This window comes from Rubrivirga sp. (assembly GCF_965213695.1).
In the GTDB taxonomy this organism is placed as follows: Bacteria; Bacteroidota; Rhodothermia; order Rhodothermales; family Rubricoccaceae; genus Rubrivirga.
The window spans coordinates 3,035,959-3,060,060 of record NZ_OZ243912.1; the positions used below are offsets into that span (position 1 = coordinate 3,035,959).

Genomic DNA, 24,102 nt, shown 5'->3' on the forward strand with positions numbered 1-24,102 from the left:
GGGATCGGTTTCGGTGCGAGATCGGTAGGCGAGTCCCTCCGCATCGCTGACTCCCCCGCCCCCTCGTGCCCGCCCCCGCCCCCGACGACGCCCGGAGCGCCCTCGCGGCCCTCTCCGAGATCGCCGCCGTCCTCAACTCGGCGAGAGAGCCGGCCGCCGTGCTCGACGCCGTGCTCGACGCGGCGCTCGACGCGCTCGGCGCCGAGCGCGGGTTCGTGCTCCTGGAGGCGGAGGCCGGCGACGCCCCGTTCGAGGTCCGCGCCAGCCGCAACTTTACCGGCGACGACCTGGCCGGCGTCCGCCCGCTCTCGACCAGCGTCGTCCAGGAGGTCTTGCGGACGGGCGAGCCGGTGCTCGTCTACGAGGCCGAGGCCGACGAGCGCTACGGCGGCGTCGAGAGCGTCGTGCTCCAGCACATCCAGTCCATCGCGTGCGTCCCGCTCCGGCTGCGAGCGAGGCAGATCGGGGCCATCTACCTCGACGCGGTCAAGACGCGGGGCCGGTTCACGCGCGACCACCTCCCGTTCTTGCGCGCCGTGGCCGACCAGGCCGCCATCGCGCTCGAGGGGGCCCGCCGCGAGGCCGCCCTCCGGGAGGAGAACCGCCGGCTGCTCGCCGAGGCACGCGAGCGCCACGGGTTCGCCGAGATCATCGGGACGAGCCCGGCCATGGAGGGCCTGTTCGAGACGATGCGCCGCGTGATCGACACCGACGCGACGGTGCTGATCGAGGGCGAGACGGGGACCGGCAAGGAGTTGGTCGCCCGCGCGCTCCACTACGAGGGGCCCCGCGCCGAGCACCCGTTCGTAGCCCTGTTCTGCGGCTCGCTCCCGGACGACCTGCTGGAGTCCGAGCTGTTCGGCCACAAAAAGGGGTCGTTCACGGGCGCCGCCGCCGACAAGAAAGGGCTGTTCGAGGCGGCCGACGGCGGGACCGTTTTTTTGGACGAGGTCGGCGACCTCAGCCCCAAGCTCCAGACGGCGCTGCTCCGCGTGCTCCAGACCGGCGAGGTCCGCCGCGTCGGCGACACGGCCACGCGGCGCGTCGACGTCCGCGTGGTCTCGGCCACGAACCGGCCGCTCGCCGACCTGGTCGAGGACGGGTCGTTCCGGGAGGACCTGATGTACCGGCTCAACACGATCCGCGTCGAGCTCCCGCCGCTCCGCCAGCGCCGCGCCGACGTGGCGCTGCTCGCGCACCACTTTTTGGATCGGTTCGCCGTCGGTCCGCGGGCCCGGGTCGAGGGGTTCACGCCCGACGCGCTCGACGCGCTCCGGCGGCACCGGTGGCCCGGCAACGTCCGCGAGCTCGAGGGGGCCGTCGAGCGGGCCGTCGTGCTCGCGCGCGGCGCGCTCGTCACCGTCGAGGACCTGCGCCTGCCGGCGGCCCCGGCCGGCGACGCGCTCGACCTCCCGCCGGACCTGACCATGAAGGAGGTCGAGCGGCTGGCGGTCGAGCGGACGCTCGACGCCTGCGACGGCAACGTCTCGGCGACGGCCCGGACGCTGGGCGTCTCGCGCCGCTGGATCCAGTACCGCCTGAAAGAGTGGGCCGCCGACGACGCGGGAGACGCCCCGGCAGGCACCACGGACGGGGCGGAGGCGTAGGACCCGTCCGCCGGACCCGTAGGTTCCGGGGTCCCCTCCCCGCCGCCCCCATCGTCACCGACGCCCCCGACGTCCGACCGTTCGCCGAGATCGCGCGCGGCCCCGTCGCGACGGTCTTCAAGGCCGTCGACCGCTCGTCGGGCGCCGTCGTCTTGCTCAAGCGGCTCCACGCGGCCGACCCCGAGCGGCGGGCGCGGTTCGCCCAGGAGGCCCGGATCGCGGCCGGCGTCGACCACCCGAACGTGGTCCGCGTGCTCCACGTGGGCGAGGGCGAGCTCGTCGCCGAGTGGGTCGAGGGGGCCGACTTGGGCGCCGTCGCGGCCCGGTGCGGGCCGCTGCCGGCGGGGCTGGCGGCGTTCGTGGCCCGGCAAGCCGCGCGCGGGCTCGACGCCGTCCACCGGGCCGGCGTCCTGCACCGCGACGTCTCGGCCGGCAACGTGCTCGTCGGGCAGGACGGGTCGGTCCGGCTCACCGACTTCGGCCTGGCCTCGCTCGCCGACGCCGTGGCCGACGAGGTCCGGGGCACGCTGGGCACGCTGGCGCCCGAGGTGGTCCGGGGCGAGCCCGCCACGGCCCGGTCCGACCTGTTCTCGCTCGGCGCCGTCTTGGCCCACGCGCTGACCGGCCGGCCGCCGTTCGAGGGCGACGGCCCGTCGGCCGTGCTCGACGCCGTCCTCCACCACGACCCGGCCGCCGCGCTCGACGCCGACCCGCGCGTGCCGGCCGTGCTGGCGGAGGCCGCGGCGGCGCTGCTCGCCAAGGACGCCGCGGCCCGGCCGGCCACCGCCGCCGACGCCGCCGACCGCCTCGCCGCCGTCCACGAGGCCCTCGGGGCGCCCGGCGCCGACGACCTCGCCGCCTTCCTCGACGACCCCGCCGGCTACCGGCCCCCGCCGATCCCGGCGGCGACCCCGAAGGCCGATGGCGCGACGGAGAGCGCGACCGCTGCCGCCGCCCGGCCGGCCCGCCTCCGTCGTCGCCGCCAGGCGTGGCCGGTCGCCCTCGGCGTCGTGATCGTCTCCGCGCTGGTCGGGCTCGCCGTCGCCACGAACCGACCGGCCGAGCCGCCGGCCGCGCTGGAGGAGCCCGCCGTCGTCGAACCCGTCGACATCGCCGTCCGGGACGACGGGCCGCCGGACTCGTCGGCGGCCGGGGACCCGGTGCGGCCGGCGCCCGACCTCGCCCCGCCCGTCGAGCCGGCCCCGTCCCCCCGACCTAGCCCTCCCCCGCGAGAGACGCCGCCAGCCCCTCAGCCCACGCCGCCGGCGCCCCGTCCCCAACCGCGGCCGGTGCCCGCCGTCGAGCCCGACCGGCCCGTTCCCCAGACGGGGACGCTCACCGTCGCCGCCGAGCCGTGGGCCCGCGTCCGCATCGGCGACCGGGACCTGGGGACGACACCGGTCGCGGCCGTCTCGCTCCCGGCCGGCGACCACGTGGTGACGCTCGCGAACCCGGAGTTCCCCACCCACACCGTCCGCGTCCGCGTCGAGCCCGGCGAGCGGACGGACGCCGTGGTCTCGCTGTGGAGCCTGGTCGGGCGGATCCAGGTCGAGGTCAGCCCGTGGGCGACGGTGACCGTCGACGGCGCCGAGTGGGACACGGTCCCGCCCCAGTCGCGCCCGCTCGTGCTCGCCCCGGGCCCCCACGTCCTGGGCTTCGCCCACCCGACGCTGGGCGCGCGGGAAATCCGCCTGGAGGTGGCCGCCGGCGAGCGGCGGACCGTCCGCGTGCGGATGGGCGGGGACTGAGGGGGAAACGGCATGGGCTTTGTCCCACCCCCCACGGAACCGCTCTATCCTGTCGCCAATGCGCACCCCGTTCGCACCCCTCCTCGCCCTGCTGCTGGCCTGGTCGCTGGCGCCCCCCGCCGTCGCCCAGGAGTGGGAGAGCATCGACGGGATTCGGACGCCGAGGGCCGGTGCCGCCGGAGCCGTCCTGGACGGCCGGCTCTTCGTGATCGGCGGCCGGGACGCCGAGGGGCGCCCGCTCACCTCCGTCGAGGTGTTCGAGCCGGGCGTCGGCTGGACCGTCACCACCAACCTGAGCGTCGCCCGCGTCAACGCGGCGGCGAGCGTCCTCGACGGACGGGTGGTGGTGATGGGCGGGGCCGACGCGAACGGGGAGCCGATCGCGGACGCCGAGGCCTACGAACCGGACCTGGGGTCCTGGGTCCCGTTCGAGCCGCTCCAGACCCCGCGCGAAGGGCTCGGGGCGGCCACCGTCGACAGCACGCTCTACGCGATCGGGGGGGCCGGCCCCCAGGGGATGCTCCTCGAGTCGGTCGAGGCGTACACGGACGGCTGGGCCCCGCTCGTGGCGTGGCGGCTCGTCCCCGCGCGGGCCCAGTTCGGGGCGGTCGAGCAGGACGGGGCCGTCATCATCGTCGGCGGGATCAGCACCGTCGGGCCCGTCCCGGACGTCGAGCGGTTCGACCCGGCAACGGGAGTCACGACCCCGCTCGCGGACCTTTTGTCCGCCCGTGGCGGCGTGGCCGTCGCCGCCCACGACGGCCGGATCTTCGCCGTTGGCGGCCGGAACGCGGGCGACGACGTGCTCGCCAGCGTCTCCGCCCTCACGCTCGGGCCCGGCGCGGAGTGGGAGGTCCAAGCGCCATTGCCGCGTCAGGTCGAGGGGGCCGTCGCCGGCGTCCTCGGCGAGCACCTCTACGTCGCCGGCGGCGGCGACCAGTTTGGGGGGGTGGTCTCCTCGGTGTACCGGCTCCCGCTGCGGCCCGTCGACACGGCGGCCGAGCGCCCCCCGCTCGGCGGCCTCGGCCTGTCGGTCGTCGGCCCGAACCCGAGCCGGTCGGGAACGGCGCTTGAGGTCCGGGCCGACGGGCGCGTCCGGCTCTCGGTGGTGGACCTGCTGGGCCGCGAGGTGGCCGTCCTGCACGACGGGCCGGTGCGGGGCGCCGCCCGCGTGACGTGGGACGGGCGCGTGCCGGCGGGCGTCTACGTCGCGCGCGTCGTCGGGCCCGGAGTCTCTGTGTCGGTCCCGCTCACCGTCGTCCGATGAGGGCCGTCGTGCTCGCCCTGCTCGTGGCCGCCAGCGCGGGGGCCCAGCCGCGGTCCGGCCCGGCCGACCTCCTCCAGGCGATGGAGGACGCCGTGGGCCGGCTCGACTACGAGACCGCCGAGGCCCGGGCGCGCGAGGCGCTCGGCCGGTTCGACGCGCTCTCGCCGGACCAGCTCGTGACGGTCCACACGACGCTGGGCGTCCTGCTCTACGCCCGGAACCAGCCCGTCGAGGCCCGCCGCCAGTTCGAGGCCGCCTTGTCGCTCGACCCTGGCCTCACGCTCGACCCCGTGCTCGTCTCGCCCAAGACGGTCGAGTTCTTCGACGAGGTCCGCGCGACGGCCGGGCCGGACTCGGGGACGGCTGGGGCGCCGGCCATCCGCTACGTCGTCCTGCCCGACCCGCGCCCGACGGCGGCCCTCCGTTCGCTCGTGCTGCCCGGCTGGGGCCAGTTTACCAAGGGTGACCGGGCCAAGGGCTGGGCCTTCGCCGTGGCCGCCGGCGCCGTGACGGCCGGCGCGGTCGCCGCCCACGTCGTCTATCTCGACGCTCATCGGGAGTACAACCTGCCCGTACCCAGGACCGAGGAGGAGTTCAACGCGCTCAACGACCGCCAGCAGTTGTGGCTCGACGTCCGCAACGGGCTCCTCAACGGGGCCGCCGTCGTGTGGGGCGCGGCGGCGCTCGAAGCCCTCGTCACTGGCGGGCCGGCCGTCGAACGGCTCGCGGTCGAGCCCGCGTCGGAGGGCGTCGGGCTGAGCCTGAGGGTCGGCCTGTAGCTCCTCGCACGCGCCGTGTCGAGCGGTGCGCATCGCGTGCGCGGCCGACGGCACGGCGTGCGCAGACCCGGGGCCGGCGGGCGGCGAGCGGCGAATCGGAAGGGCCAGGGGCTGTTTCGGGCGCGATATCGAGTTTGGCACGGCGATTGGGAGAGCGTGGGCGCCTCCCTTCTCGGCCCCGTGTGCATCGGTCTCGGGCGCACCGCCTGATCGCCGCCCGCACCTCGACGACAGGCATCCCGCGACAGAGCACGTGTGGACGAGAAGGGCAGGCCCGACGAGCGTCGGCCTCCCGCCTCAGCTCGTTACGCCCCACCTGGCGACGGCCGGGTGGGGCGTTTTTGGGTTCGGGCCGAACGGGGCGCTTGCGTGGAGGGCCGTCGGTGGGCACCTTCCGTCCCTCCCCTCCCCCCCGCTCATGCGCGTCGTCTCGACCAACGTCTACGTCGGCCCCAACCAGTACGCCCGCTTCCCGGTCATCCGGCACACCATCGACCTGGGGCCCCTCGAAGACTACCCGACGGCGAAGCTGGAGGGGTTCGTCGACCGGCTCTGCGAGACGCTGCCCGGCCTTCAGGAGCACGGGTGCTCGTACCGGACGGCCGGCGGCTTTATCCGCCGGATGCGCGAGGACGAGGGGACGTGGCTCGGCCACGTCTGGGAGCACGTCGCGCTCGAGCTCCAGGGGATCGCCGGCCACGACGTGACGTTCGGCAAGACGCGCTCGACCGACCGGGCCCCGGGCGAGTACGACATGGTGTTCGAGTACCAGCAGAAGGACGTGGGGCTCGAGGCGTCGGAGCTGGCACGGCGGATCATCCTGCGGCTCCTCCCGGACGACGTCCAGGCGCTGCTCGACGAGGAGAAGGAGCCAGACTACGACTGGGAGGAGGAGCGCGACGCCTTTATCAAGCGGGCCCAGCGGCTCGCGTTCGGGCCCAGCACCCAGTCGCTCATCGACGCGGCCGAGGCGCGCGACGTCCCGTGGATCCGGCTCAACCGCTACTCGCTGGTCCAGCTCGGCCACGGCAAGCACCAGCAGCGGGTCCAGGCGACGGTCACCGGCCAGACGCGCCACATCGCCGTCGAGATCGCGAGCGACAAGGAGGACACGCGGGGGCTGCTCGAATCGCTCGGGCTCCCGGTCCCCCGCCAGGAGCTCGTCTACGGCCCCGCCGACGCCGCCCGCGCCGCCGAGCGGATCGGGTACCCCGTCGTGACCAAGCCGCTCAACGCGAACCACGGGCGCGGCGTCTCGATCCGCCTGACGACCGACGCCCAGGTCGAGGCCGGGTTCGACCACGCGGCCCAGCACGGGACGAGCCGGGGCGTGCTCGTCGAGAGTTTCGTGTCCGGCTTCGACCACCGGATGCTGGTCGTCAACGGGCACCTCGTCGCCGTGGCCAAGCGCGTGCCCGGCCACGTCGTCGGCGACGGGGAGCACACGATCGAGGAGCTGGTCGAGATCGTCAACCAGGACCCGCGCCGGGGCGTCGGCCACGAGAAGGTCCTGACGCGGCTGGCGTTCGACGCCCAGGCCGAGCGGCTGCTCGCCAAGGCCGGGCACGGCCCGGAGACGGTCTTGCCGGCCGGCGAGACGTTCTACCTCCGCTCGACGGCCAACCTGTCCACGGGCGGCACGGCCATCGACCTGACCGACGTCGTCCACCCGGACAACCGCGACATGGCCGTCCGCGCCGTCCGCGCCGTCGGGCTCGACGTCGGCGGCGTCGACTTCCTCTCCGACGACATCACGCAGAGCTGGCGCGACGTGGGCGGGGCCATCGTCGAGGTCAACGCGGCGCCGGGCTTCCGGATGCACGTGTCGCCGTCCGAGGGGACGCCGCGCGACGTGGCCGGGCCGGTCATGGACATGCTGTTCCCACCCGGCTCGCCGTCGCGGATCCCCGTCGCGATCGTGACCGGGACGAACGGGAAGACGACGACGACGCGGATGGTCTCGCACATCCTGCAGATGGCCGCGCTCGTCCCCGGCATGACGAGCACGGACGGCGTGTTCATCGACGGCCGGCTATCGGTCAAGGGCGACATGACGGGCCCCATCGGCGCGCGGACGGTCCTGCGCGACCCGGCCGTCGACGCGGCGGTCCTGGAGGTGGCCCGGGGCGGGATGGTCCGCTCGGGCCTGGGCGTCCGCCGGTGCGACGTGGCCGCGTGCCTCAACGTCTCGGCCGACCACCTCGGCCTGGGCCGGATCGACACGCTCGACGCGCTCGCCGAGATCAAGCGGATCCCCATCGAGGTGGCGACCGACACGGCCGTCCTGAACGCCGACGACGCTCGGGTGCTCGCGATGGCCGAGCACACCGACGCCGAGCACATCTGCTACGTCACGATGAACGCCGAGCACGCGCTCGTGCGCGAGCACGTCCGCGAGGGCGGCCGGGCCGTCGTCCTCGAGCGGGGCGTGGCCGGCGAGATGATCACGATCCACGACGCCGGCCGCCACCTCCCGCTCGTCTGGACCCACTCGATCCCGGCCACGATCGACGGGAAGGCGACGCACAACGTCCAGAACGCCATGTTCGCGGCCGGCATCGCCTACGCGCTCGGCAACGGGCCCATCGAGCTGACGCTCGACCAGATCCGCCACGGGCTCCAGACGTTCTCGACCAGCTTCTACGAGGCGCCCGGCCGGCTCAACGTGTTCGACGGCCACCCCTTCCGCGTCATCCTGGACTACGCCCACAACCCGGCCGCCGTCCAGGCGATGGCCGACCTGGTGAGCCGGCTCGACGTGAGGGGCCGCCGGATCCTGGCCATCGCCGCGCCCGGCGACCGCCGCGACGAGGACGTCGACGCCATCGCGCGCGCGGCGGCCGGCCACTTTGACCACTTCGTGTGCAAGCGCGACGACCGGCTCCGCGGGCGCGGCGAGCTCGAGATCCCCGAGATGCTCCGGGCCTCGCTCCGCGCGGCCGGCGTCGCCGACGACGCCATCGAGATCGTGCCGGACGAGGCCCAGGCCGTCGACCACGCACTCGGCCTGGCCGGGCCCGGCGACCTCGTCGTCGTGTTCGGCGACAAGATCGAACGGTGCTGGGACCAGATCGTCCACTTCGGCGCGCCGTCCGGCGACGGGCAGGCCGGCTCCGAGGCGTCCAACGGCCCGGCCCACGCCGGCGAGCCCGCGCCGCCGCCGCGCCCGTCGAGCCCCGTCGACCCGCCCGACGACGAGGACGACGACGCGCCCCGCCCGTTCGAGGTCGAGCGGGGGCAGCGGTTGGTCCGCGACCGCCGCGGCGTCCACCTGGCCACGGACGAGGAGGCGGACTGAGTGACGGGCGAGGAGCGACGGGTAAAGAGCCGTGCTCCGCATCGAACCCCGAGGCCCCTTCCTGAACCGCCCTTCACTCCTCACCCTTGGCTCATCACCCTGCCCTCTCCGCCCCCCTCGACAGCCGCCGCCAGACCGGCGCGGGCTTCCTCCTCGACGGCCCCGGCGCGGCGCTCGAAGCGCTCGTCCCCGAGGCCCAGTGCGACGCCGCCGCCGACGCCTGGCGCCGCCACGCACGGACGCTCTGCGACGCGCTCGGCTGGACCGACGCGCCGCTCGCCGTCCGCCGGTTCCCGCGCGGGCTCTCGGTCGCGCTCGGCGCGCCGGTCGACCGGCTGTACACGGCCGCCGAGGTCAACGAGGCCGCGTGGGAGCGGGCCCGAGCCGAGGTCGAGGGCCGCGACCTGCCCGACCTGGAGGCCACCGTCGCCCGCTTGCGGGACGAGGCCGAGCGCGAGGCCGACCCACCGCTGGCGGCGCTCATCGCGGCGGCCGAGTCGCGCGGCGTCCCGCTCGTCTGGGACGACGACGCGATCACGGTCGGGCTCGGGAGCCGGGGCCAGACGTTCGCGCCCGACGCGCTGCCCGCGCCCGACGCGCTCGACTGGGATGCCGTGGGCCCGGTCCCGACGGCGCTCGTGACGGGGACGAACGGGAAGTCGACGACGGTCCGGATGCTGGCGGGCATGGCGCGGGCGGGCGGCCACACCGTCGGGTTCTCGACGACCGACGCCGTGACGGTCGGCGACGAGGTCGTCGAGCGCGGCGACTTTTCGGGCCCGCTCGGCGCCCGGGCCGTGATGCGCGACGCGCGCGTGACGCTGGCCATCTGTGAGAGCGCGCGCGGCGGCCTGCTCCGGCGCGGCGTGCCGGTCCCGCTCGTGACGGCGGCGGCGCTGACGAACGTGGCCGCCGACCACCTCGGCGACTACGGCGTCGAGACGGTCCCCGACCTGGCCGACGCCAAGCTGGTCGTCGCCAAGGCGCTCGGGCCGGGCGGCGTCTTGGTGGCCCCGGCCGACGAGCCCCAGGCCACGGCCGCCGCGCTCCGCCAGCACGACGCGCTCCGGGCGCGGGGCGTCCGCGTCGCGTGGACCGCGCTCGACCCGGCCACCGAGCCGGGGCCACTCGCGGCGTCCGTCGTGGACGGGGCCATCTCGCTCGGCACCGACGGGACCTGGCGGCCGATCTGCCCGGTCGCCGACGTCCCGGCCGCGCTCGGAGGGGCCGCCCGCCACGTGGTCCGCAACGCGCTCACGGCGTCGGCGCTGGCCCGAGCACTGGGGCTCTCCGACGACGCCATCGCCGCCGGGCTCCGGGCGTTCCGCAGCGACGAGACCGACAACCCGGGCCGGGCCAACCGCTTCGACGTCGGCGGCGCCCGCGTCGTGGTCGATTACGCCCACAACGCCCACGGCCTGCGCGCCCTCGCCGACCTCGCGGCGCATTGGCCCGCCCGCCGCCGCCTCGTCCTGTTCGGCAGCGCCGGCGACCGCTCCGACGACGACCTCGCGGCGATGGCCGACGTGCTCGCCAGCTTGGACGCCGACCGCTACGTGCTGGTCGACATCCCGGGCTACCTCCGGGGCCGCGACCGAGGCGAGGTGCCCGCCCTGCTCACCGACCTCTTGCGCCAACGCGGCATCGACGCCGACGCCTGCGTCACGCTTGCCGACCCGGTCGAGGGCACGCGCTGGGCGCTCGACTGGGCCGAGCCCGACGACCTCGCGGTCCTGCTCGCCCTCAGCCAGCGCGACCAGGTGCTGGCGATGGTCCGCGACGCCGCCGGACGGTAGCCGACGGCCGGCCGCGCCCACGTCCGCACGCGCTCAGCCGGACTTCCCCGCACGCTTCATCGCGGCCCGGGTAGCTTGCGCCTCCCCCCGGACTCGCCGTGCTCACGCTCCTCCTCGACGCCGACGTCTACGCGCCCGCCCCGCTCGGGCGGCGCCACGTGCTGGTGGCCGGAGAGCGTGTCGTGGCGATCACCCAGAGCCGGCCTGGAATCACCGGCGTCCCGGTCGACACGGTCGATCTCGGCGGGCGACGGCTGACCCCCGGGCTCGTCGACGCCCACGTCCACGTGACCGGCGGCGGCGGCGAGGCCGGACCCGAGACGGCGGCCCCGGCCCCCACGCTGACGGCCTACACGACGGCCGGCGTGACCTCCGTCGTCGGCTTGCTGGGGACCGACGACACGACGCGGACGACGGCCGGCCTGCTCCGCCAGGTCTACGGCCTCCGCCGCGAAGGGCTGAGCGCCTGGGCCTGGACCGGCGGCTACCACCTCCCCCCGACCACGCTCACCGGCTCGGTCCGCACCGACGTCGCGACGGTCGAGCCCGTCATTGGGTTCGGCGAGCTGGCGGTGAGCGACCACCGCTCGTCCCAGCCGACGTTTGAGGAGGTGGCCCGGGTCGCGGCCGACTGCCACGTCGCCGGGCTGATGACCGGCAAGGCCGGCGTCTTGCACCTCCACCTGGGCGACGGCGCGCGCGGGCTCGACATGCTCCGCCGGGTCCTGGCCGAGACCGAGGTCCCGGCGCGGGCGCTCCACCCAACGCACGTCAACCGCTGCTCGGGCCTGTTCGACGAAGCGCTCGCGCTCGCCGTCGACGGCGTGACCATCGACGTGACGGCGTTCCCTCCCGCGTTCGCGACGGACGACGAAGTGCTCGCGGCCGACGCCGTGATGCGCTTTTTGGAGAGCGACCTCGACCCGGCCCGGCTCACCGTCTCGTCCGACGGCGGCGGTTGCCTCCCCCACTTCCGCGACGGCGTCTTGGAGCGGATGGACTTCGCCACGTCCGGCGCCCTGGCCGACCTGCTGGCGGACCTCCTCGCGCGCGGCGTCCCGCTCGACCGGGCGCTCCTCCCGTTCACCTCGACGCCCGCGGCGCACCTCCGCCTGCCCCGCAAGGGCCGGATCACTGAAGGCGCCGACGCCGACCTCGTCGTGCTTGACGACATCGGCCGGCCGGCCGACGTGATGGCGCTCGGCCGCTGGCACGTCCGCGACGGGCGGCCCGTCGTCCGGGGCACGTTCGAGCCCCTCGCCGAGTAGCGACTGCTGCGAGGCCCCTCTCCTGCTGCGCGTCGAGGAGCCACGGCGGACGGCCGATACACGACACGCACCACGGCCCCCGCCCCATGCCCTCCCCCCCTACCGACACCCCTCGCGGCCCCATCGTCCCCATCGGCGGGGCCGAGGCCAAGACCGGGACGCGCGACATCCTGGCCCGCGTCCTCGCGCTCGCCGGCGGGTCCGAGGCCCGCATCGCCGTCATCCCCACGGCCTCCGAGCTTCCCGACACTGGCGACCGGTACGCCCAGCTGTTCACCGAGCTCGGGGCCGGCCGCGTCGACGTGATCGAGATCACGACGCGCGAGCACGCCCGCGTCCCGGGCGCCGTCGAGACCGTCGAGCGCGCGACCGGCATCTTCATGACCGGCGGCAACCAACTCCGGCTCTCGACCATCCTGGGCGGGACGCCGCTGGCCAAGGCCATCCGGCGCCAGAACGCGACGGGGACGGTCGTGGCCGGGACCTCGGCCGGCGCCGCCGTCATCCCCGAGCACATGATCGCGTCGGGCTCGACCGGCCCCACGCCGACCACCGAGAGCGTGACGCTGGCCCCGGGCTTGGGCCTCACCAACCGGCTCATCATCGACCAGCACTTCCGCCAGCGCGACCGGTTGGGGCGCCTGCTCACGGCCGTCTCGTACAACCCGTTCGCCATCGGCGTCGGCATCGACGAGGACACGGCCCTCGTGCTCACCGCCGACCGGACGTTCGAGATCATCGGCAGCGGGACCGTGACCGTCGTCGACCCGTCGGAGCTGAGCTACTCGTCGATGGACTCGGCGCGGCGTGGCCAGCCGGTCTCGCTCATCGGGCTCCGCGTCCACGTGCTCGCGGCCGGCTGCACCTACGACAAGGAGACGCGGACGGCCTCCGCCCCGCCCCGCGTCCCGTTTTTGGACGAGGACGAGGACCCCGTGCCCGACGAGAGCTAGGCGCAGCCTGCCCCCCTCATGACCACCAGCACCCTCGTCGCCGTCATCCTCGGGGCCGTGATGGTCGTCCTGGCTTCCGTCCTGGCGTGGGTCGTGTTCCGCGGGGGGCCAGGCCGGGACGACTGACGGCGACGCGCGCGCAGGCCGGGAGACCGCTATCCTCCGCCGTCCGCATCCCCACGCCATGCGCCGCGCCCTCCTCGCCCTCGTCGTCCTGGCCACCCCGCTCGTCCGGGCCCAGATCGAGACCCCGGCCGTCCTCCCGATGCGCGAGCGGGCCGAGGTTCAGGACCGCTGGCTCGCCGAGCGCCTCGACACCGTCGTCCCGGCGCTGATGCGGCGCGAGGGCGTCGACCTGTGGATCGTCGCGGCGCGCGAGTACAACGAGGACCCGGTGATCGAGACGATGCTGCCGGCCACGTGGCTGGCGGCCCGACGCCGGACCGTGCTCGTGTTCTGGGACGACGGCGAGACCGTCGAGCGGCTGGCCGTCGCGCGCTACGACGTCGGCCCGTTCCCCCGGGCGTGGGACCCGGAGGCCCAGCCCGACCAGTGGGCGCGCGTGGCCGAGATCGTCGCCGAGCGGGACCCCCGGCGGATCGCCGTCAACCGCTCCGAGACGTTCGCGCTGGCGGACGGGATCACGGCGTCGGAGCTCGACGGGCTGCGGGCGGCGCTGCCCGCGCGCTACCGCGACCGGATCGTGTCGGGCGAGCGGCTGGCCGTCGGCTGGCTCGAGACGCGGACCCCGGCCGAGATGGCGGTGTATCCGACCGTCGTCCGCATCGCGCGCGGCATCCTGCACGAGGGGCTGTCCGAAGCGGCCATCACGCCCGGCGTGACCACCACCGACGACCTCGCGTGGTGGTACCGCGACCGGGTCCGCGAGCGCGGCCTGACGACGTGGTTCCACCCCGGCGTCTCCGTCCAGCGCGCCGACGCGCCTGGCACGTCCGACGACTTTTCCGGCCGCCCCGACGCCGACGTCATCCGGCCCGGCGACCTGGTGTGGGTCGACTTCGGGATCTCGTACCTCGGGCTCCAGACCGACACCCAGCAGCTCGCCTACGTCCTGCGCACGGGCGAGACCGCCGCGCCCGCTGGATTGGTGGCCGGCCTTGAGGCGGCCAACCGCGTCCAGGACCTGCTCACCGGCCAGTTCGCGACCGGCCGGAGCGGCAACGAGATCCTCCGGTCCGCGCTCGACGGCGCCCGGGCCGAGGGGCTGGCGGCCACCATCTACACGCACCCCATCGGCGCGCACGGGCACGGGGCCGGGCCAACGATTGGCCTGTGGGACCAACAGGGCGGCGTCCCGGGCCGCGGCGACTACCCGCTGTTCCCCAACACGGCCCACTCCATCGAGCTCAACGCGGCCGTCGCCGTGCCGGAGTGGGGCGGCCAGACGGTCCGGTTCATGCTGGAGGAGGACGCCTTCTTCGACGGCGAGGCGGTCCGCTACATCGACCCGCGCCAGGAGGCGCTGCTGCTGATTCCCCGGCCGTAGGCGGGTCGGGGAGCGCCCGATTCTCGGACGGCGGGGAGCGGGACGTCGGTGGCCACGTAGGCTCGGCCCCCCACCTGGTTTCCCATGGTCCTCGGCCTCTCCCTCGGCGGCACCCTCTACGTCATCCTCGGGGTCGTCACGTTCGCGCTCGTGGTCTTTTTCGCCTACCTCGTCATGGTGAAGGGCGCGGGGCGGGGCAAAGAAAGCGGCGGCGGCCACCAGGGACCGCCGCCACAGACGTAGCCCGCTGGGGAGGTCAGCCCTCCAGCACCGACGCCAGCGCGCCGTCCAAGATGTCGAGCCCGGCGTCGAGGTCGCCCCGCTGGATCGTGAGCGCGGGCCGGAAGCGGACCGAGCGCGTGCCGCAGCCGAGCGCCATCAGGCCGTCGGCGTAGGCCGCCTTGAGGACCGCGTTGCGCGTCGCCGTGTCGGGCAGGTCGAAGGCGCAGAACAGGCCGCGCCCGCGCGCGTCGGCGACGCCTTCGTAGCGGGCCTCCATCTCGGCCAAGCGGCCCATCAGGCGCTCGCCCTGCCGGGCAACGTTGCCGATGAGGTCCTCGGCCTCGATGACCTCCAGGATCCGGTCGAAGCGGACCATGTCGACCAGGTTGCCGCCCCACGTCGAGTTGATCCGGCTCGACTTCTGGAACACGTTGTCGTCGACCTCGTCGACGCGCGGGCCAGCGAGGATGCCGCAGACCTGGGTCTTCTTGCCGAACGCCAGGATGTCGGGCGTGACGCCGAGCGCCTGGTAGGCCCAGAACGCGCCCGTCAGGCCGACGCCGGTCTGGACCTCGTCGAACACGAGCAGCGCCTCGGCCTCGTCGGCCAGGTCGCGGAGGGCCTGCAAGAACTCGGGGCGGAAGTGGTTGTCGCCGCCCTCGCCCTGGATCGGCTCCAGGATGACGGCCGCGATCTCGTCGGGGTGGTCACGGAACGCCTGCTTCGCCTGTCGGATGGCGATCTCCTCGCGGAGCTCGACGTCGCCGCCGCGGATCTTGGGGTTCGAGATCCGGGGCCAGTCGAACTTCGGGTAGTGCGCGACCTTGTTCGGGTCCGTGTTCGTGAGCGACATCGTGTAGCCGCTCCGCCCGTGGAACGCCTCGCGGAGGTGGAGCACCTTCGAGCCCCGGTCGCCCGAGTAGCCCTTGGCCCGGTTTTTCCGCACCTTCCAGTCGAAGGCCACCTTGAGCGCGTTCTCGACGGCGAGCGCGCCGCCCGACACGAAGAAGGCGTGGGGCAGCTCGGCCGGGATCCCGACGCGGCCGAACGTCTCGACGAACCGGGCGAAGTGGGGCGTGTAGACGTCCGAGTTGGCCACCTTGTTGAGCGCCGCGTCCATCAGCCGCTCCCGAAAGCCGACCGCGTCGTCCGACGGGCCCGCGAGCCCGGGGTGGTTCATGCCCAGCGGGTTGGAGGCGTAGAACGTGAAGAAGTCGACGTAGTCCTTGCCCGTCACGGCGTCGCGGAGCCGGGCGCCCTGGCTGTTCTCCATGTCGAGGACGATGGGGTAGCCGTCGGCCAGGATGTGGCGGCCGAGGATGTCGCGGACGGCGGCGGAGTCCGGGAGCGCTTTCCGGGCGTCGGGGGCGGTGATCTGCATGGACGTGAGGCGGTGAACGAGGGACGTGGCGTGCGGCGGCGTGCGGCCCGCGCCAGCGGACGGTCAAGATAGCGGACGGCGGGCGACCGCCTCCTCGCCCGGGCCGGGCGGTGGGGCTGTCGCATCCTCCCCAGGCAACGTCCCCTCTCCCCGCCGGAGAGGGCTGACAAGGGGAGGCTTTCCCAATCCGGCCCCTCTCTCTCACGCCGTCATTGGCTGGCGCCGTCGCTTCGCGGTCCCGCGTAGGCGGGACTCCAGGGCGTCAGGGCGCACCGGCGCTCGGCACTCTGGGCCCCCGCCTTCGCGGGGACGACAGGGTCGGGAAACGGGGCCCTCTGTGAACGCCTTCCCCTACCAGCCCCGAGGGGTGGAGAGGGAGACGCTCTTCCGAGGACGGTTGCGTCCTGCCGGGCGGCAGGCCCTGCGGGCGGGGCCCCTACGCGCAACCGCGTCTGGGCTCGGTCGTAGCGCGAGGCTTCGCCGCCGCTGCCATGGATTCCGCCCACCGCTTCTCCCAGCCTGAGATCGAGGAGGTCTTCGCCCGCGCCGCCGCTGCCCAGGAGCGCGACCGCCAGACCGACCTCGGCCTGACCCTCGACGAGCTCCAGGCCGTCGGCGCCGAAGCCGGCCTCGACCCGGCCCACGTCGCCGCCGCCGCCCGGGCCGTCGCGGCCGGCGAGCCCGACGACAAGCGCGAGGCCCTGGTGGGCGTGCCCGTCGGCGTCCGCCGGAGCGCCACGCTCGACGCGCCGCCGTCGGACTTGCTGTGGGACACGTTGGTGGCCGACCTCCAGGAGACGTTCTCGGCCAAGGGCAAGGTCGAGCGGATCGGGGCCTCGCGGACCTGGCGCAACGGCAACCTCCGCGCGACGCTCAGCCCGTCCGGCGACGGCTCGCGTCTGCGGCTCCAGTCCAACCGGCGCAAGGACACCCAGAGCTTGCTCACCGTCGCCGTCGTGAACGCCGTGCTGGCGGTCGTCTTCTCGCTCAACGTCTTCGGGCCGGAGGAGGACCCGGTCGTCTTCCTCGCCCTCACGGCCGCCTTCGCGCTCGCGTTCGCCGTCGGCCGCCAGCTCGTGTGGTCCGGCACGCGCGAGCGCCAGATGGAGGCCGTCGCCGCCCGCGCCCAGCGGACCGCCCGCGCCGTCGCCGCCGACACGACGCCGACGCGCGAGCCGGTCGAGCCCGTCCGCCTCGGCCTCCTGGACCTCGACGACGCGCCCGATCTGGACGAGCGGCACCGCGCCGGACGCAGGGCTCGGAGCTAGACCAAGCTCCCGTTCCGGGGGTGGACCGTCACGCTCGACGCTGGCCCATCAAGCATGTCATCCTGAGCGTCAGCGAACGGTCTCACCTCGGACTCCGAGACCTGCCGCGCCGGCTCCGATGGCCTCCACCGTCGGCGTCGAGACCCTTCACTCCGTTCAGGAGGACAAGGTGGGGGAGGTTACAATCGCCCCAGGCCGATCCCAGGGCGGGCGCATTCTCCAACCCACGAGCCGGAACCAGAGTGTGGGGGGACACCCGCTCCCACACGCACACGCCCCCACCCTCCGAACCCGTCTCCGAGCCGCGAGCCGAGAATGCGCTCGCCCTGAGACCGATCCTGGCTCCACACGAACGCCACCGGGCGGGCCGTACTTTCGGCGTACGAGGTTGGCGCGACGCCGCGTCGGCTCCTCCCCCCGCCACTGCACGCATGGCCACGCCCGCCCCCGCCCGCCGTCCCGGACAGGTCGCCCTCAAGAAAGCGCCGGTCGCGGCCGACCTCGCTGTCGAGTCCGAAGGCGACGGGTCGGCTTCGCCGACGTCTCCGACGTTCGCCCTCGAGCTGCCCGTCGTCCAGAAACCGCAGGTGGCCAACCGGCCCGGCGGCCGACCCGCGTGGCTGAGGGCGAAGCTCCCCTACGGCGAGGCGTTCCGCGACGTCCAAAAGACGATCGAGGCGTTCGACCTCCACACGGTCTGCTCGTCGGCCCGGTGCCCCAACATGGGCGAGTGCTGGAGCGCCGGGACGGCCACGTTCATGATCCTGGGCAACGTCTGCACGCGCGGCTGCTCGTTCTGCGCCGTGCTCACGGGCCGGCCCGAGCAGAAGGACCTCGACTGGGACGAGCCCCGCCGCGTGGCCGAGGCCGCCCGGCTGATGGGGTTGCAGCACGTCGTGGTGACGTCGATCAACCGGGACGACCGCGAGGACGGCGGGGCGCCGATCTTCGCCGAGACCATCCGGCTCGTCCATGGCCAGGGCCAGACCATCGAGGTGCTCATCCCCGACATGCGCGGGCTCCGGCCGGCGCTCGAGACGGTGTTCGACGCCCGGCCCGAGGTCCTCAACCACAACGTCGAGACGGTCCCGCGCCTGTACCGCCGCGTCCGCCCCCAGGCCGACTACCAGCGGTCGCTCGACGTCATCAAACTGGCCAAGACCGAGTACGACCTGCGGACCAAGTCCGGCATCATGGTCGGCTTGGGCGAGACCCAAGACGAGGTCGTGAGCCTGATGGCCGACTTCGCCGCCCACGGCGTCGACGTGATGACGATTGGCCAGTACCTCCAGCCGACGCGCCACCACCTGCCGGTCGAGGCGTTCGTCCACCCCGACGTGTTCGCGTGGTACAAGGAGCAGGGCGAGGCGCTCGGCATCGAGCACGTCGAGAGCGGGCCCCTCGTGCGGAGCTCGTACCACGCCGAACGACATGTTTGATGGGGGCACGCGGCATGGGGCAAGGGGCATGGGGCGGAACGGCTTCCTGCCCCTCGCCGCCTGCCTCCTGCCCCTTGCCCTCGGCGGCTGCACGACGGTCGTCGACACGGTGGCCGGCGTGTTCGGGCCGGGCGAGGTCGGCGGCGAGGTCGACGCCCACGTGGTGTACCAGCTCCGGCCGGACTGCCCGGCGCTGCTCGCGCGGACGATCAACCACGGCTACACGGTCCTGACGCCGCTCGACACGCCGTCCGACGTCGAGGGCGTGCCGCCGCTCCGGGGCGACGGCATCGAGGAGACGGGCGTGTTCGAGGGGCCCGTGCGGACCGGCGAGGTCCTGTTCCGCTACGTTGCCCCGGCCGCGTCCGAGACCTGGGACGCCGGGCCGGTCGACGTCGCGGCGACGGTCGACGCGGTTCGCCTCGACCTCGACGAGGGCACGGCGCGGCTGGTCGCGCTGTGCGGTCCGCCGCCCGAGACGGTCGCCCCGGACCCGACCATCCCCCGCGTCCCCGGCACGCGATGAGCGACTTCGCCCGCCCCCCGCGCTACGACGCCGCCGACGCGCGCGCCTACGTCGACCACATGCTGGCGCTCGTCGGCGACCGCGACCCGCTGGCGCTGCTCGGTGCCGCGCCCGACCGGCTCGAAGCCGCCGTCGCCGGGCTGTCGGAGACCGACGCCCGCCGGGCGCCCGAGCCGGGCGCGTGGTCCGTGCTCCAGATCCTGCGCCACCTCGCCGACTCCGAGGTCGTCTACGGCTACCGCCTGCGCCTCATCGTGGCCGCCGACCGGACCGCGATTCCGGGCTACGACCAGGACGCCTGGGCCAACGCGCTCCACTATCACCGCGGGACCGTCGCCGAGGCGATCAACGACCTCGCCGCCGGCCGCCGCATGACGCTGGGCTTCTTGAGGGCCCTCGACGCTGGGCGGTGGGACCGCGTCGGGCTCCACAGCGAACGCGGCGAGGAGAGCGTCCGCCGGATCGCGACGCTGCTGGCGGCCCACGACCTGGCGCACCAGGGCCAGATCGAGCGAGCGCGGACCGCCATCGGCGGCTAGCGCGGCGAGTCGCTCCAGAGACTCCGGCAGAGAAGGGGCGCGGAGCTACAACAGCACGGGTCGCCGCGCCCGACCTAGGGCGTGTGGACATTCGCGAGGTCAGGCTCGCACGAGGTCACGATTTCGGCCTCGCAAGGAGCGCGAGGAGTCCGGGGCCGTAGCCCCGGACGACGAGTGCGACGCGGTGAGGGCGGGATCTGGCCCGTGAGAGCCGATCTGGGTGATTGTCCACACGCCCTAGCGGCACTCCCCCCTTTCCAGCCTCCTCGCTGCGAACGCCACGCGGCGACCGGGTCCCGGAATCGTGGCGACGAGCGTTTTGTTGACGAGGTCGCGCGTGTTGATGCAAGGGACGACTTTGGTCGCGTAGACGGTCGCCGTGTTTCCCTCAGCGATCACCGAGTCGAGTCGGAGAGTGACGGTGCTCGCGGCGGGGACCTCGGTCAGGACGAGTGCCGTCTCAATGGAGTAGTCGATCTCGGGAAAAGGACTGACGACTTTCCTTTCATCTACATAGAAAGTCCGCCTCGGATAGACAGATAAGAGATTTTTCTGCTCCGCGTCGGACCTGAGTGCTTCAGATAGCGGGGCCACGAGTTCGCCATCGCTGAGAGCCTCAAACAGGTCCCCTGAGTTTGACAGCACCTCGAACGGGACAGGCTGGCGGACGACCGGAGCCATCGTGTCGCAAGCGGAAATGAGGACCACGAGAAGGATGAGAAAGCGAGGCATCACGAGGCTAGAGTTCGCAAAGCCGGCCGCCGAGCACTGCGTCGAGGTCACAGAAAGTGGGGATTACCGACGAACTGCCGTCCCCATGTAGCCGACGGCGAGCGACCGCGTGGTCGTAAACGCGAACGCGGGATCGACGCGGCGCCGCCGGACCGACCGCCAGAACGCCCCGTCGAGCCGAGGGCGGACGCCCAAGACCTCCTCGACCTCGAGCCCGGCGTCGCGCGCGTACTCGGCCAGCGTCGACGGCGGCAAGAACAGGCGCCAGACGTGGATGTGGTTCGGCGCCTCCCGGACGACGAACCGGAACCCCTGGACGGCCACGAGCCACGCCAGCGGCGTCCGGTTGAACGTGTTGAACAGGACGACGCCACCGGGCCGGACGACCCGGGCCGCCTCGGCAATCACGCCCACCTGGTCCTCGACGTGCTCCAGCATGTCGAACAGGAGCACGGCATCGTAGGCCCCGTCCTCGGCGTCGAGAGCGGTCGCGTCGCCGACGCGGAACGTGGCCTCGGCGCCGGGCGGCACGCGGCGGCGGGCCTCCTCCAACGAGCGCTCGGACAGGTCGACGCCAGTCACGCGGAACCCTTGCTCGGCGAGCGGGAGCGCGACCAGGCCGCCGCCGCAGGCCACATCGAGCACGCGGGCGCCGGGCCCGATCTCGTGCCGCGCGAGCACCTCGCGGGCGTACGCCAGCTTGAGCCGGCCCTCCGCCCGCAGCAGCGCGATCGCGTGGCCGTCGTCCTCGAACCACCGCTCGCCGAGGTCGTCGTAGAAGTCGTTGTTGACGGTCTTCAAGGTTCAGCGGGTCGGACGAGTCTGGCGAGCCCGGCAGGTTCGTCGACCGAACCCGCTCAACCTGCAAAACCTGTGAAACCCGCTCACCCCTCCTTCCGCATCAGGTTCGTGACCACGGTCAGGCCCGGTCCGAAGGCGACCGAGCAGACGAGCGCGCCCGCCGGGACGGACTCGTCGCGGGCGATCCGGTCCCAGATGTGGGGGAGCGTCGTCGACGACATGTTGCCGCGCTCGCGCAGGACGGCGTGGCTGTGGGTCGCCTTGACGGCGTCGTCGACGCCGAGGGCTTGGGCCGTGCTCTCGATCACGCGCGGGCCGCCGGGGTGGATGGCCCACACGTCGACGTCGGCGATGGCCAAGCCGTGGCGGGCGAGGAACCGCTCGACCACGCCGGCCACGTTTTTTCGGATGTGGTCGGGCACGGCCCGGCTCAGCGTCATCCGGAACCCGTCGGAGGCCGGCCGCCACGTCATCTCGCCGAGCGTGTCCGGGACGAGGGCCTCGGCGTGGTCGAGGAGCGCGAACGACGCGCCGTAGGGCCCGGCCGTCACGTCGATCCGGACGGCGCCGTCGGCGAACAGGCACTGCTGGACGACCTGCTCGGGGTCGGTCGTGGCCGGGTAGTGGTGGAGCGTGCAGAACTCGACATCGACGAGCACGGCGCGGGCGTTGCCGCCCGGTTTGCGCGAGGCTTGGGCCGCGACCACGTCGGCGGCCGTGGCCACGGCCGGCAACGCCGCGTAGCACCCCATGTGGCCGACGCTCAGCACGCGGACCTCGTCGACCCACCCGCGCTCGGCGAGGGCCCTCTGGACGGCGCTCGGGCTGTCGTAGCCGGTGCACGACACCTGCATGGCCACGTCGGGCGGGGCGTCGTCGGCGGCGAAGGCGTCGCGGGCGACGGCCTCGGCGGTCTCGGCGAACAGCTCCATCCGCCGGTCGAGCGTCGCGTGGTGCCAGGCCGCGGGCGCCCCGTCGCCGCGGGCGCCCGGCGCGTGGAGCCGCATCCGGTCCCAGTCATCGTGGAGGTAGTCGTCGATGGCCGACCGCCGGCTCTCGATGCTCGACCGCCGCGCGACGACGTCGTAGTAGCGGGCCGCCCGGTCCGCGTCGATCGTGTCGTCCTCGGCCGCCGCGCGGCGGAGGGCCCCCTTCATCCACTCCACGCCCGACGGCTGGTCGAGGTCGTACCCGAAGTCGAGCGGACGGACGGAGAGGTAGGCGCGCGGGCTCATGGAGGGGGCGGTAGACCCGGCCCGAACGCGCGACGTTCCACCGGCCACGCCCTCCCCAGCTCGCTCAGCGATTTCCTGACGGGCCGTTGCGCTGGCGGCCAGCTCCGGCTCGCAGTGCCGATTCAGGAGGATCCCACCGGTTCACCCCAGGTGTTGCGTGGATCAAACTGGAGACGCAACCGAATCACGAAACACAGCCGAGCACCCCCGCCGCAGATGGCTCGGAGACCCACTAGTTTACCCCGACGTACTTGAGCTTCGCCGCGCTCGCTCGGAGGTCGAGCTGCTGCTCGAACCGGGACGAGTCGCCCGCGGCCACCCGCCGGACCTGGACGAGCACGTCGTCGAGCACCCGGTTCTGGTCGTCGTAGAGCGTCACGAACACGTCGGCCGACGAGATGGCCTCGGCCCCCCGGTTGACGACGACGCCCGTCAGCGTCGGGTAGTCGCCCCCCTCCCGCTGGAGGCGGAGGTCGGCGACGTCGATCTGGGACGTCTCTCCGCCGCAGGCGGCGAGGGCAACGACGAGGACGGCCAGGAGGAGACGGGGCACGGGCGAGACCGGGGGCGATGGTCGTAAGAACGCTCCGAGACGGGAAGGGTGCCTGGCGGCCGAAGAATGGGCGGGGGGCGGTCTACCGCTCTGGCTCGCGGGTCGGCCCCACGTCGGGTCGACCGACGAGCGCGGCGCGGGCCGCCCTCGGCCACCCTTTACCGACTGCGTGGTCGCCGGCCAGGCTGGCAGGCTACTCGGCCCGGAACGAGACGACGCGGTAGCCGATCTCCTCGTCCGCCAGGCCCTCGTCGTAGTCGATGGAGACCTGGACGGGCACCGGCGGCCCCCGCTCGGTCACGCGGACGGTGACGGAGGCCGCGCCAGCGGCGTAGGCGTCGAGGGCCACGTCGTAGAGCCCGAGCACGCCCAACGGCTCGGTCTCGTAGCTCGTCGCGCTCGACGCCACCACCCGCCCGTCCTCGACGAGGACCTCGACGGTGTTGGGTGGGCAGAAGCACAGGACCTCGTAGCTCATCCGGTAGCGGTCCGGCCCGGCGTCGGCCCACTCCGCCCGGGCCCGCGCCAGGTCCTCGGCCGACGTCACCTCGGCGTCGGCGCTCAGGTCGACGTCGCCGCCCACCGAGTCCGAGTCGCAGCCGGCCGCGACCAGGAGGAGGACCAGGGGGAACGCGCGCACGTCAGCGGTCGGCGGGGCGGAGGTCGGAGACGCGGTAGGCGATCTCCTCGTCGGCCATCCTGGCGTCGTAGTCGATCCCGACGCTCGTGGGGTAGCCCATCTCCGGGTCGTAGGTGACGTCGACGGCCGCGGCGCCCTTCTCGTAGGCCTCGTCGATCAGGTCGAACAGGTCGGCCACCGTCGCCCCCCGCTCGTCGTCGACCGCCGCGCCGTCCAGGCGGACCGACTCGACGGCGCCGTCGCGGACGACGACGGCGAACGGGCCGGTGTAGTCGGGCGACGGGCAGAAGCAGATCCGCTGGAGCGTCATCGCGTAGGCGTCGAGGCCGGCATCGGCCCAGCGGGCGCGGGCCGCGTCGAGGTCGGGCGAGCGCTCGGCGGGCGCGCCGCCCAGGGCGGGGCCGTCGGGGAACCCCTCGTCTGGCGCCTCGACCGTGGCCGGGGCCGGGCACCCCGCGAGCGGGATCAGGAGGGCGGCGAGGAGGAGACGGACCATGACGGGCGCGGGGGGACGGGCCGAGTAACGAGCGCGGCGCCCGGTTG

General features: G+C 74.0%; 21 protein-coding genes. 14 read left to right on the top strand and 7 right to left on the bottom strand.

The window, feature by feature from the left end; genetic code table 11:
- The first annotated feature begins 65 nt into the window (after window positions 1-65).
- From ACOOHE_RS13540 to ACOOHE_RS13585, 10 genes are all read left to right on the top strand, one after another.
- Window positions 66-1,607, top strand: coding sequence for a sigma-54 interaction domain-containing protein (locus ACOOHE_RS13540; RefSeq protein WP_420454617.1), 1,542 nt, complete (start codon window positions 66-68; stop codon window positions 1,605-1,607).
- On the top strand, window positions 1,547-3,355 hold the full coding sequence (locus tag ACOOHE_RS13545; protein ID WP_420454618.1) for a protein kinase domain-containing protein: 1,809 nt from the start codon (window positions 1,547-1,549) through the stop codon (window positions 3,353-3,355). Before ACOOHE_RS13540 ends, ACOOHE_RS13545 begins: the two co-directional genes overlap by 61 nt.
- A 58-nt stretch (window positions 3,356-3,413) precedes the next feature.
- Window positions 3,414-4,622: a Kelch repeat-containing protein gene (locus tag ACOOHE_RS13550; RefSeq protein ID WP_420454619.1), complete on the top strand. Its 1,209-nt coding sequence runs from the start codon at window positions 3,414-3,416 to the stop codon at window positions 4,620-4,622.
- Window positions 4,619-5,401, top strand: coding sequence for a hypothetical protein (locus ACOOHE_RS13555; protein ID WP_420454620.1), 783 nt, complete (start codon window positions 4,619-4,621; stop codon window positions 5,399-5,401). The genes ACOOHE_RS13550 and ACOOHE_RS13555 overlap by 4 nt, the downstream gene beginning before the upstream one ends.
- A 418-nt stretch (window positions 5,402-5,819) precedes the next feature.
- A complete protein-coding gene (cphA, locus tag ACOOHE_RS13560) occupies window positions 5,820-8,699 on the top strand; it encodes a cyanophycin synthetase (protein ID WP_420454621.1) in 2,880 nt (959 codons plus the stop codon).
- 86 nt (window positions 8,700-8,785) lie between these two features.
- Entirely contained in the window at window positions 8,786-10,495 is a 1,710-nt protein-coding gene (locus ACOOHE_RS13565) for a glutamate ligase domain-containing protein (RefSeq protein ID WP_420454622.1), read from the top strand.
- 98 nt (window positions 10,496-10,593) lie between these two features.
- Window positions 10,594-11,763: a beta-aspartyl-peptidase gene (gene iadA, locus ACOOHE_RS13570; RefSeq protein WP_420454623.1), complete on the top strand. Its 1,170-nt coding sequence runs from the start codon at window positions 10,594-10,596 to the stop codon at window positions 11,761-11,763.
- Window positions 11,764-11,849: 86 nt separating this feature from the next.
- Window positions 11,850-12,716 (top strand): cyanophycinase, encoded by an 867-nt coding sequence (locus ACOOHE_RS13575; RefSeq protein ID WP_420454624.1) that lies wholly within the window; start codon window positions 11,850-11,852, stop codon window positions 12,714-12,716.
- 184 nt (window positions 12,717-12,900) lie between these two features.
- The gene (locus tag ACOOHE_RS13580) at window positions 12,901-14,223 is read left to right on the top strand and encodes a M24 family metallopeptidase (protein WP_420454625.1); all 1,323 of its coding nucleotides are present in this window, start codon (window positions 12,901-12,903) and stop codon (window positions 14,221-14,223) included.
- Window positions 14,224-14,307: 84 nt separating this feature from the next.
- Entirely contained in the window at window positions 14,308-14,466 is a 159-nt protein-coding gene (locus ACOOHE_RS13585; protein WP_420454626.1) for a hypothetical protein, read from the top strand.
- A gap of 13 nt (window positions 14,467-14,479) precedes the next feature.
- Here the strand turns inward: ACOOHE_RS13585 and lat are convergent, their stop codons facing one another.
- On the bottom strand, window positions 14,480-15,826 hold the full coding sequence (lat, locus tag ACOOHE_RS13590; RefSeq protein ID WP_420454627.1) for an L-lysine 6-transaminase: 1,347 nt from the start codon (window positions 15,824-15,826) through the stop codon (window positions 14,480-14,482).
- Window positions 15,827-16,317: 491 nt separating this feature from the next.
- Between lat and ACOOHE_RS13595 the strand changes: the two genes are divergently transcribed.
- The 4 genes from ACOOHE_RS13595 to ACOOHE_RS13610 all read left to right on the top strand — a co-directional run bounded on the left by ACOOHE_RS13595 (window position 16,318) and on the right by ACOOHE_RS13610 (window position 19,598).
- Window positions 16,318-17,094 carry a hypothetical protein gene (locus ACOOHE_RS13595; protein ID WP_420454628.1) on the top strand — a complete coding sequence of 259 codons (777 nt, stop codon included), beginning with the start codon at window positions 16,318-16,320 and terminating at the stop codon, window positions 17,092-17,094.
- 431 nt (window positions 17,095-17,525) lie between these two features.
- Window positions 17,526-18,533, top strand: a complete 1,008-nt coding sequence (gene lipA, locus ACOOHE_RS13600; RefSeq protein ID WP_420454629.1) for a lipoyl synthase — start codon at window positions 17,526-17,528, stop codon at window positions 18,531-18,533.
- Between the two features lie 28 nt (window positions 18,534-18,561).
- Window positions 18,562-19,059 carry a hypothetical protein gene (locus tag ACOOHE_RS13605; protein ID WP_420454630.1) on the top strand — a complete coding sequence of 166 codons (498 nt, stop codon included), beginning with the start codon at window positions 18,562-18,564 and terminating at the stop codon, window positions 19,057-19,059.
- On the top strand, window positions 19,056-19,598 hold the full coding sequence (locus ACOOHE_RS13610) for a DinB family protein (protein WP_420454631.1): 543 nt from the start codon (window positions 19,056-19,058) through the stop codon (window positions 19,596-19,598). Before ACOOHE_RS13605 ends, ACOOHE_RS13610 begins: the two co-directional genes overlap by 4 nt.
- A gap of 237 nt (window positions 19,599-19,835) precedes the next feature.
- Here the strand turns inward: ACOOHE_RS13610 and ACOOHE_RS13615 are convergent, their stop codons facing one another.
- The 6 genes from ACOOHE_RS13615 to ACOOHE_RS13640 all read right to left on the bottom strand — a co-directional run bounded on the left by ACOOHE_RS13615 (window position 19,836) and on the right by ACOOHE_RS13640 (window position 24,055).
- Window positions 19,836-20,330, bottom strand: a complete 495-nt coding sequence (locus ACOOHE_RS13615; protein WP_420454632.1) for a hypothetical protein — start codon at window positions 20,328-20,330, stop codon at window positions 19,836-19,838.
- A 63-nt stretch (window positions 20,331-20,393) separates the two neighbouring features.
- Window positions 20,394-21,131: a bifunctional 2-polyprenyl-6-hydroxyphenol methylase/3-demethylubiquinol 3-O-methyltransferase UbiG gene (gene ubiG / locus ACOOHE_RS13620; protein ID WP_420454633.1), complete on the bottom strand. Its 738-nt coding sequence runs from the start codon at window positions 21,129-21,131 to the stop codon at window positions 20,394-20,396.
- 83 nt (window positions 21,132-21,214) lie between these two features.
- Window positions 21,215-22,366, bottom strand: a complete 1,152-nt coding sequence (locus ACOOHE_RS13625) for a 3-oxoacyl-[acyl-carrier-protein] synthase III C-terminal domain-containing protein (protein WP_420454634.1) — start codon at window positions 22,364-22,366, stop codon at window positions 21,215-21,217.
- Between the two features lie 232 nt (window positions 22,367-22,598).
- Window positions 22,599-22,919, bottom strand: coding sequence for an FxLYD domain-containing protein (locus tag ACOOHE_RS13630; RefSeq protein WP_420454635.1), 321 nt, complete (start codon window positions 22,917-22,919; stop codon window positions 22,599-22,601).
- Window positions 22,920-23,112: 193 nt separating this feature from the next.
- The gene (locus tag ACOOHE_RS13635; protein ID WP_420454636.1) at window positions 23,113-23,559 is read right to left on the bottom strand and encodes a DUF6174 domain-containing protein; all 447 of its coding nucleotides are present in this window, start codon (window positions 23,557-23,559) and stop codon (window positions 23,113-23,115) included.
- 1 nt (window position 23,560) lies between these two features.
- Window positions 23,561-24,055, bottom strand: coding sequence for a DUF6174 domain-containing protein (locus ACOOHE_RS13640; RefSeq protein WP_420454637.1), 495 nt, complete (start codon window positions 24,053-24,055; stop codon window positions 23,561-23,563).
- Between the last annotated feature and the right edge of the window lie 47 nt (window positions 24,056-24,102).

Coding starts and splice junctions, on each gene's coding strand:
- ACOOHE_RS13550 (WP_420454619.1), top strand. CDS start 3,414: ATGCGCACCCCGTTCGCACCCCTCCTCGCCCTGCTGCTGGCCTGGTCG.
- ACOOHE_RS13555 (WP_420454620.1), top strand. CDS start 4,619: ATGAGGGCCGTCGTGCTCGCCCTGCTCGTGGCCGCCAGCGCGGGGGCC.
- cphA (WP_420454621.1), top strand. CDS start 5,820: ATGCGCGTCGTCTCGACCAACGTCTACGTCGGCCCCAACCAGTACGCC.
- ACOOHE_RS13575 (WP_420454624.1), top strand. CDS start 11,850: ATGCCCTCCCCCCCTACCGACACCCCTCGCGGCCCCATCGTCCCCATC.
- ACOOHE_RS13580 (WP_420454625.1), top strand. CDS start 12,901: ATGCGCCGCGCCCTCCTCGCCCTCGTCGTCCTGGCCACCCCGCTCGTC.
- ACOOHE_RS13585 (WP_420454626.1), top strand. CDS start 14,308: ATGGTCCTCGGCCTCTCCCTCGGCGGCACCCTCTACGTCATCCTCGGG.
- lat (WP_420454627.1), bottom strand. CDS start 15,826: ATGCAGATCACCGCCCCCGACGCCCGGAAAGCGCTCCCGGACTCCGCC.
- ACOOHE_RS13595 (WP_420454628.1), top strand. CDS start 16,318: ATGGATTCCGCCCACCGCTTCTCCCAGCCTGAGATCGAGGAGGTCTTC.
- lipA (WP_420454629.1), top strand. CDS start 17,526: ATGGCCACGCCCGCCCCCGCCCGCCGTCCCGGACAGGTCGCCCTCAAG.
- ACOOHE_RS13605 (WP_420454630.1), top strand. CDS start 18,562: ATGGGGCGGAACGGCTTCCTGCCCCTCGCCGCCTGCCTCCTGCCCCTT.
- ACOOHE_RS13610 (WP_420454631.1), top strand. CDS start 19,056: ATGAGCGACTTCGCCCGCCCCCCGCGCTACGACGCCGCCGACGCGCGC.
- ACOOHE_RS13615 (WP_420454632.1), bottom strand. CDS start 20,330: ATGCCTCGCTTTCTCATCCTTCTCGTGGTCCTCATTTCCGCTTGCGAC.
- ACOOHE_RS13625 (WP_420454634.1), bottom strand. CDS start 22,366: ATGAGCCCGCGCGCCTACCTCTCCGTCCGTCCGCTCGACTTCGGGTAC.
- ACOOHE_RS13640 (WP_420454637.1), bottom strand. CDS start 24,055: ATGGTCCGTCTCCTCCTCGCCGCCCTCCTGATCCCGCTCGCGGGGTGC.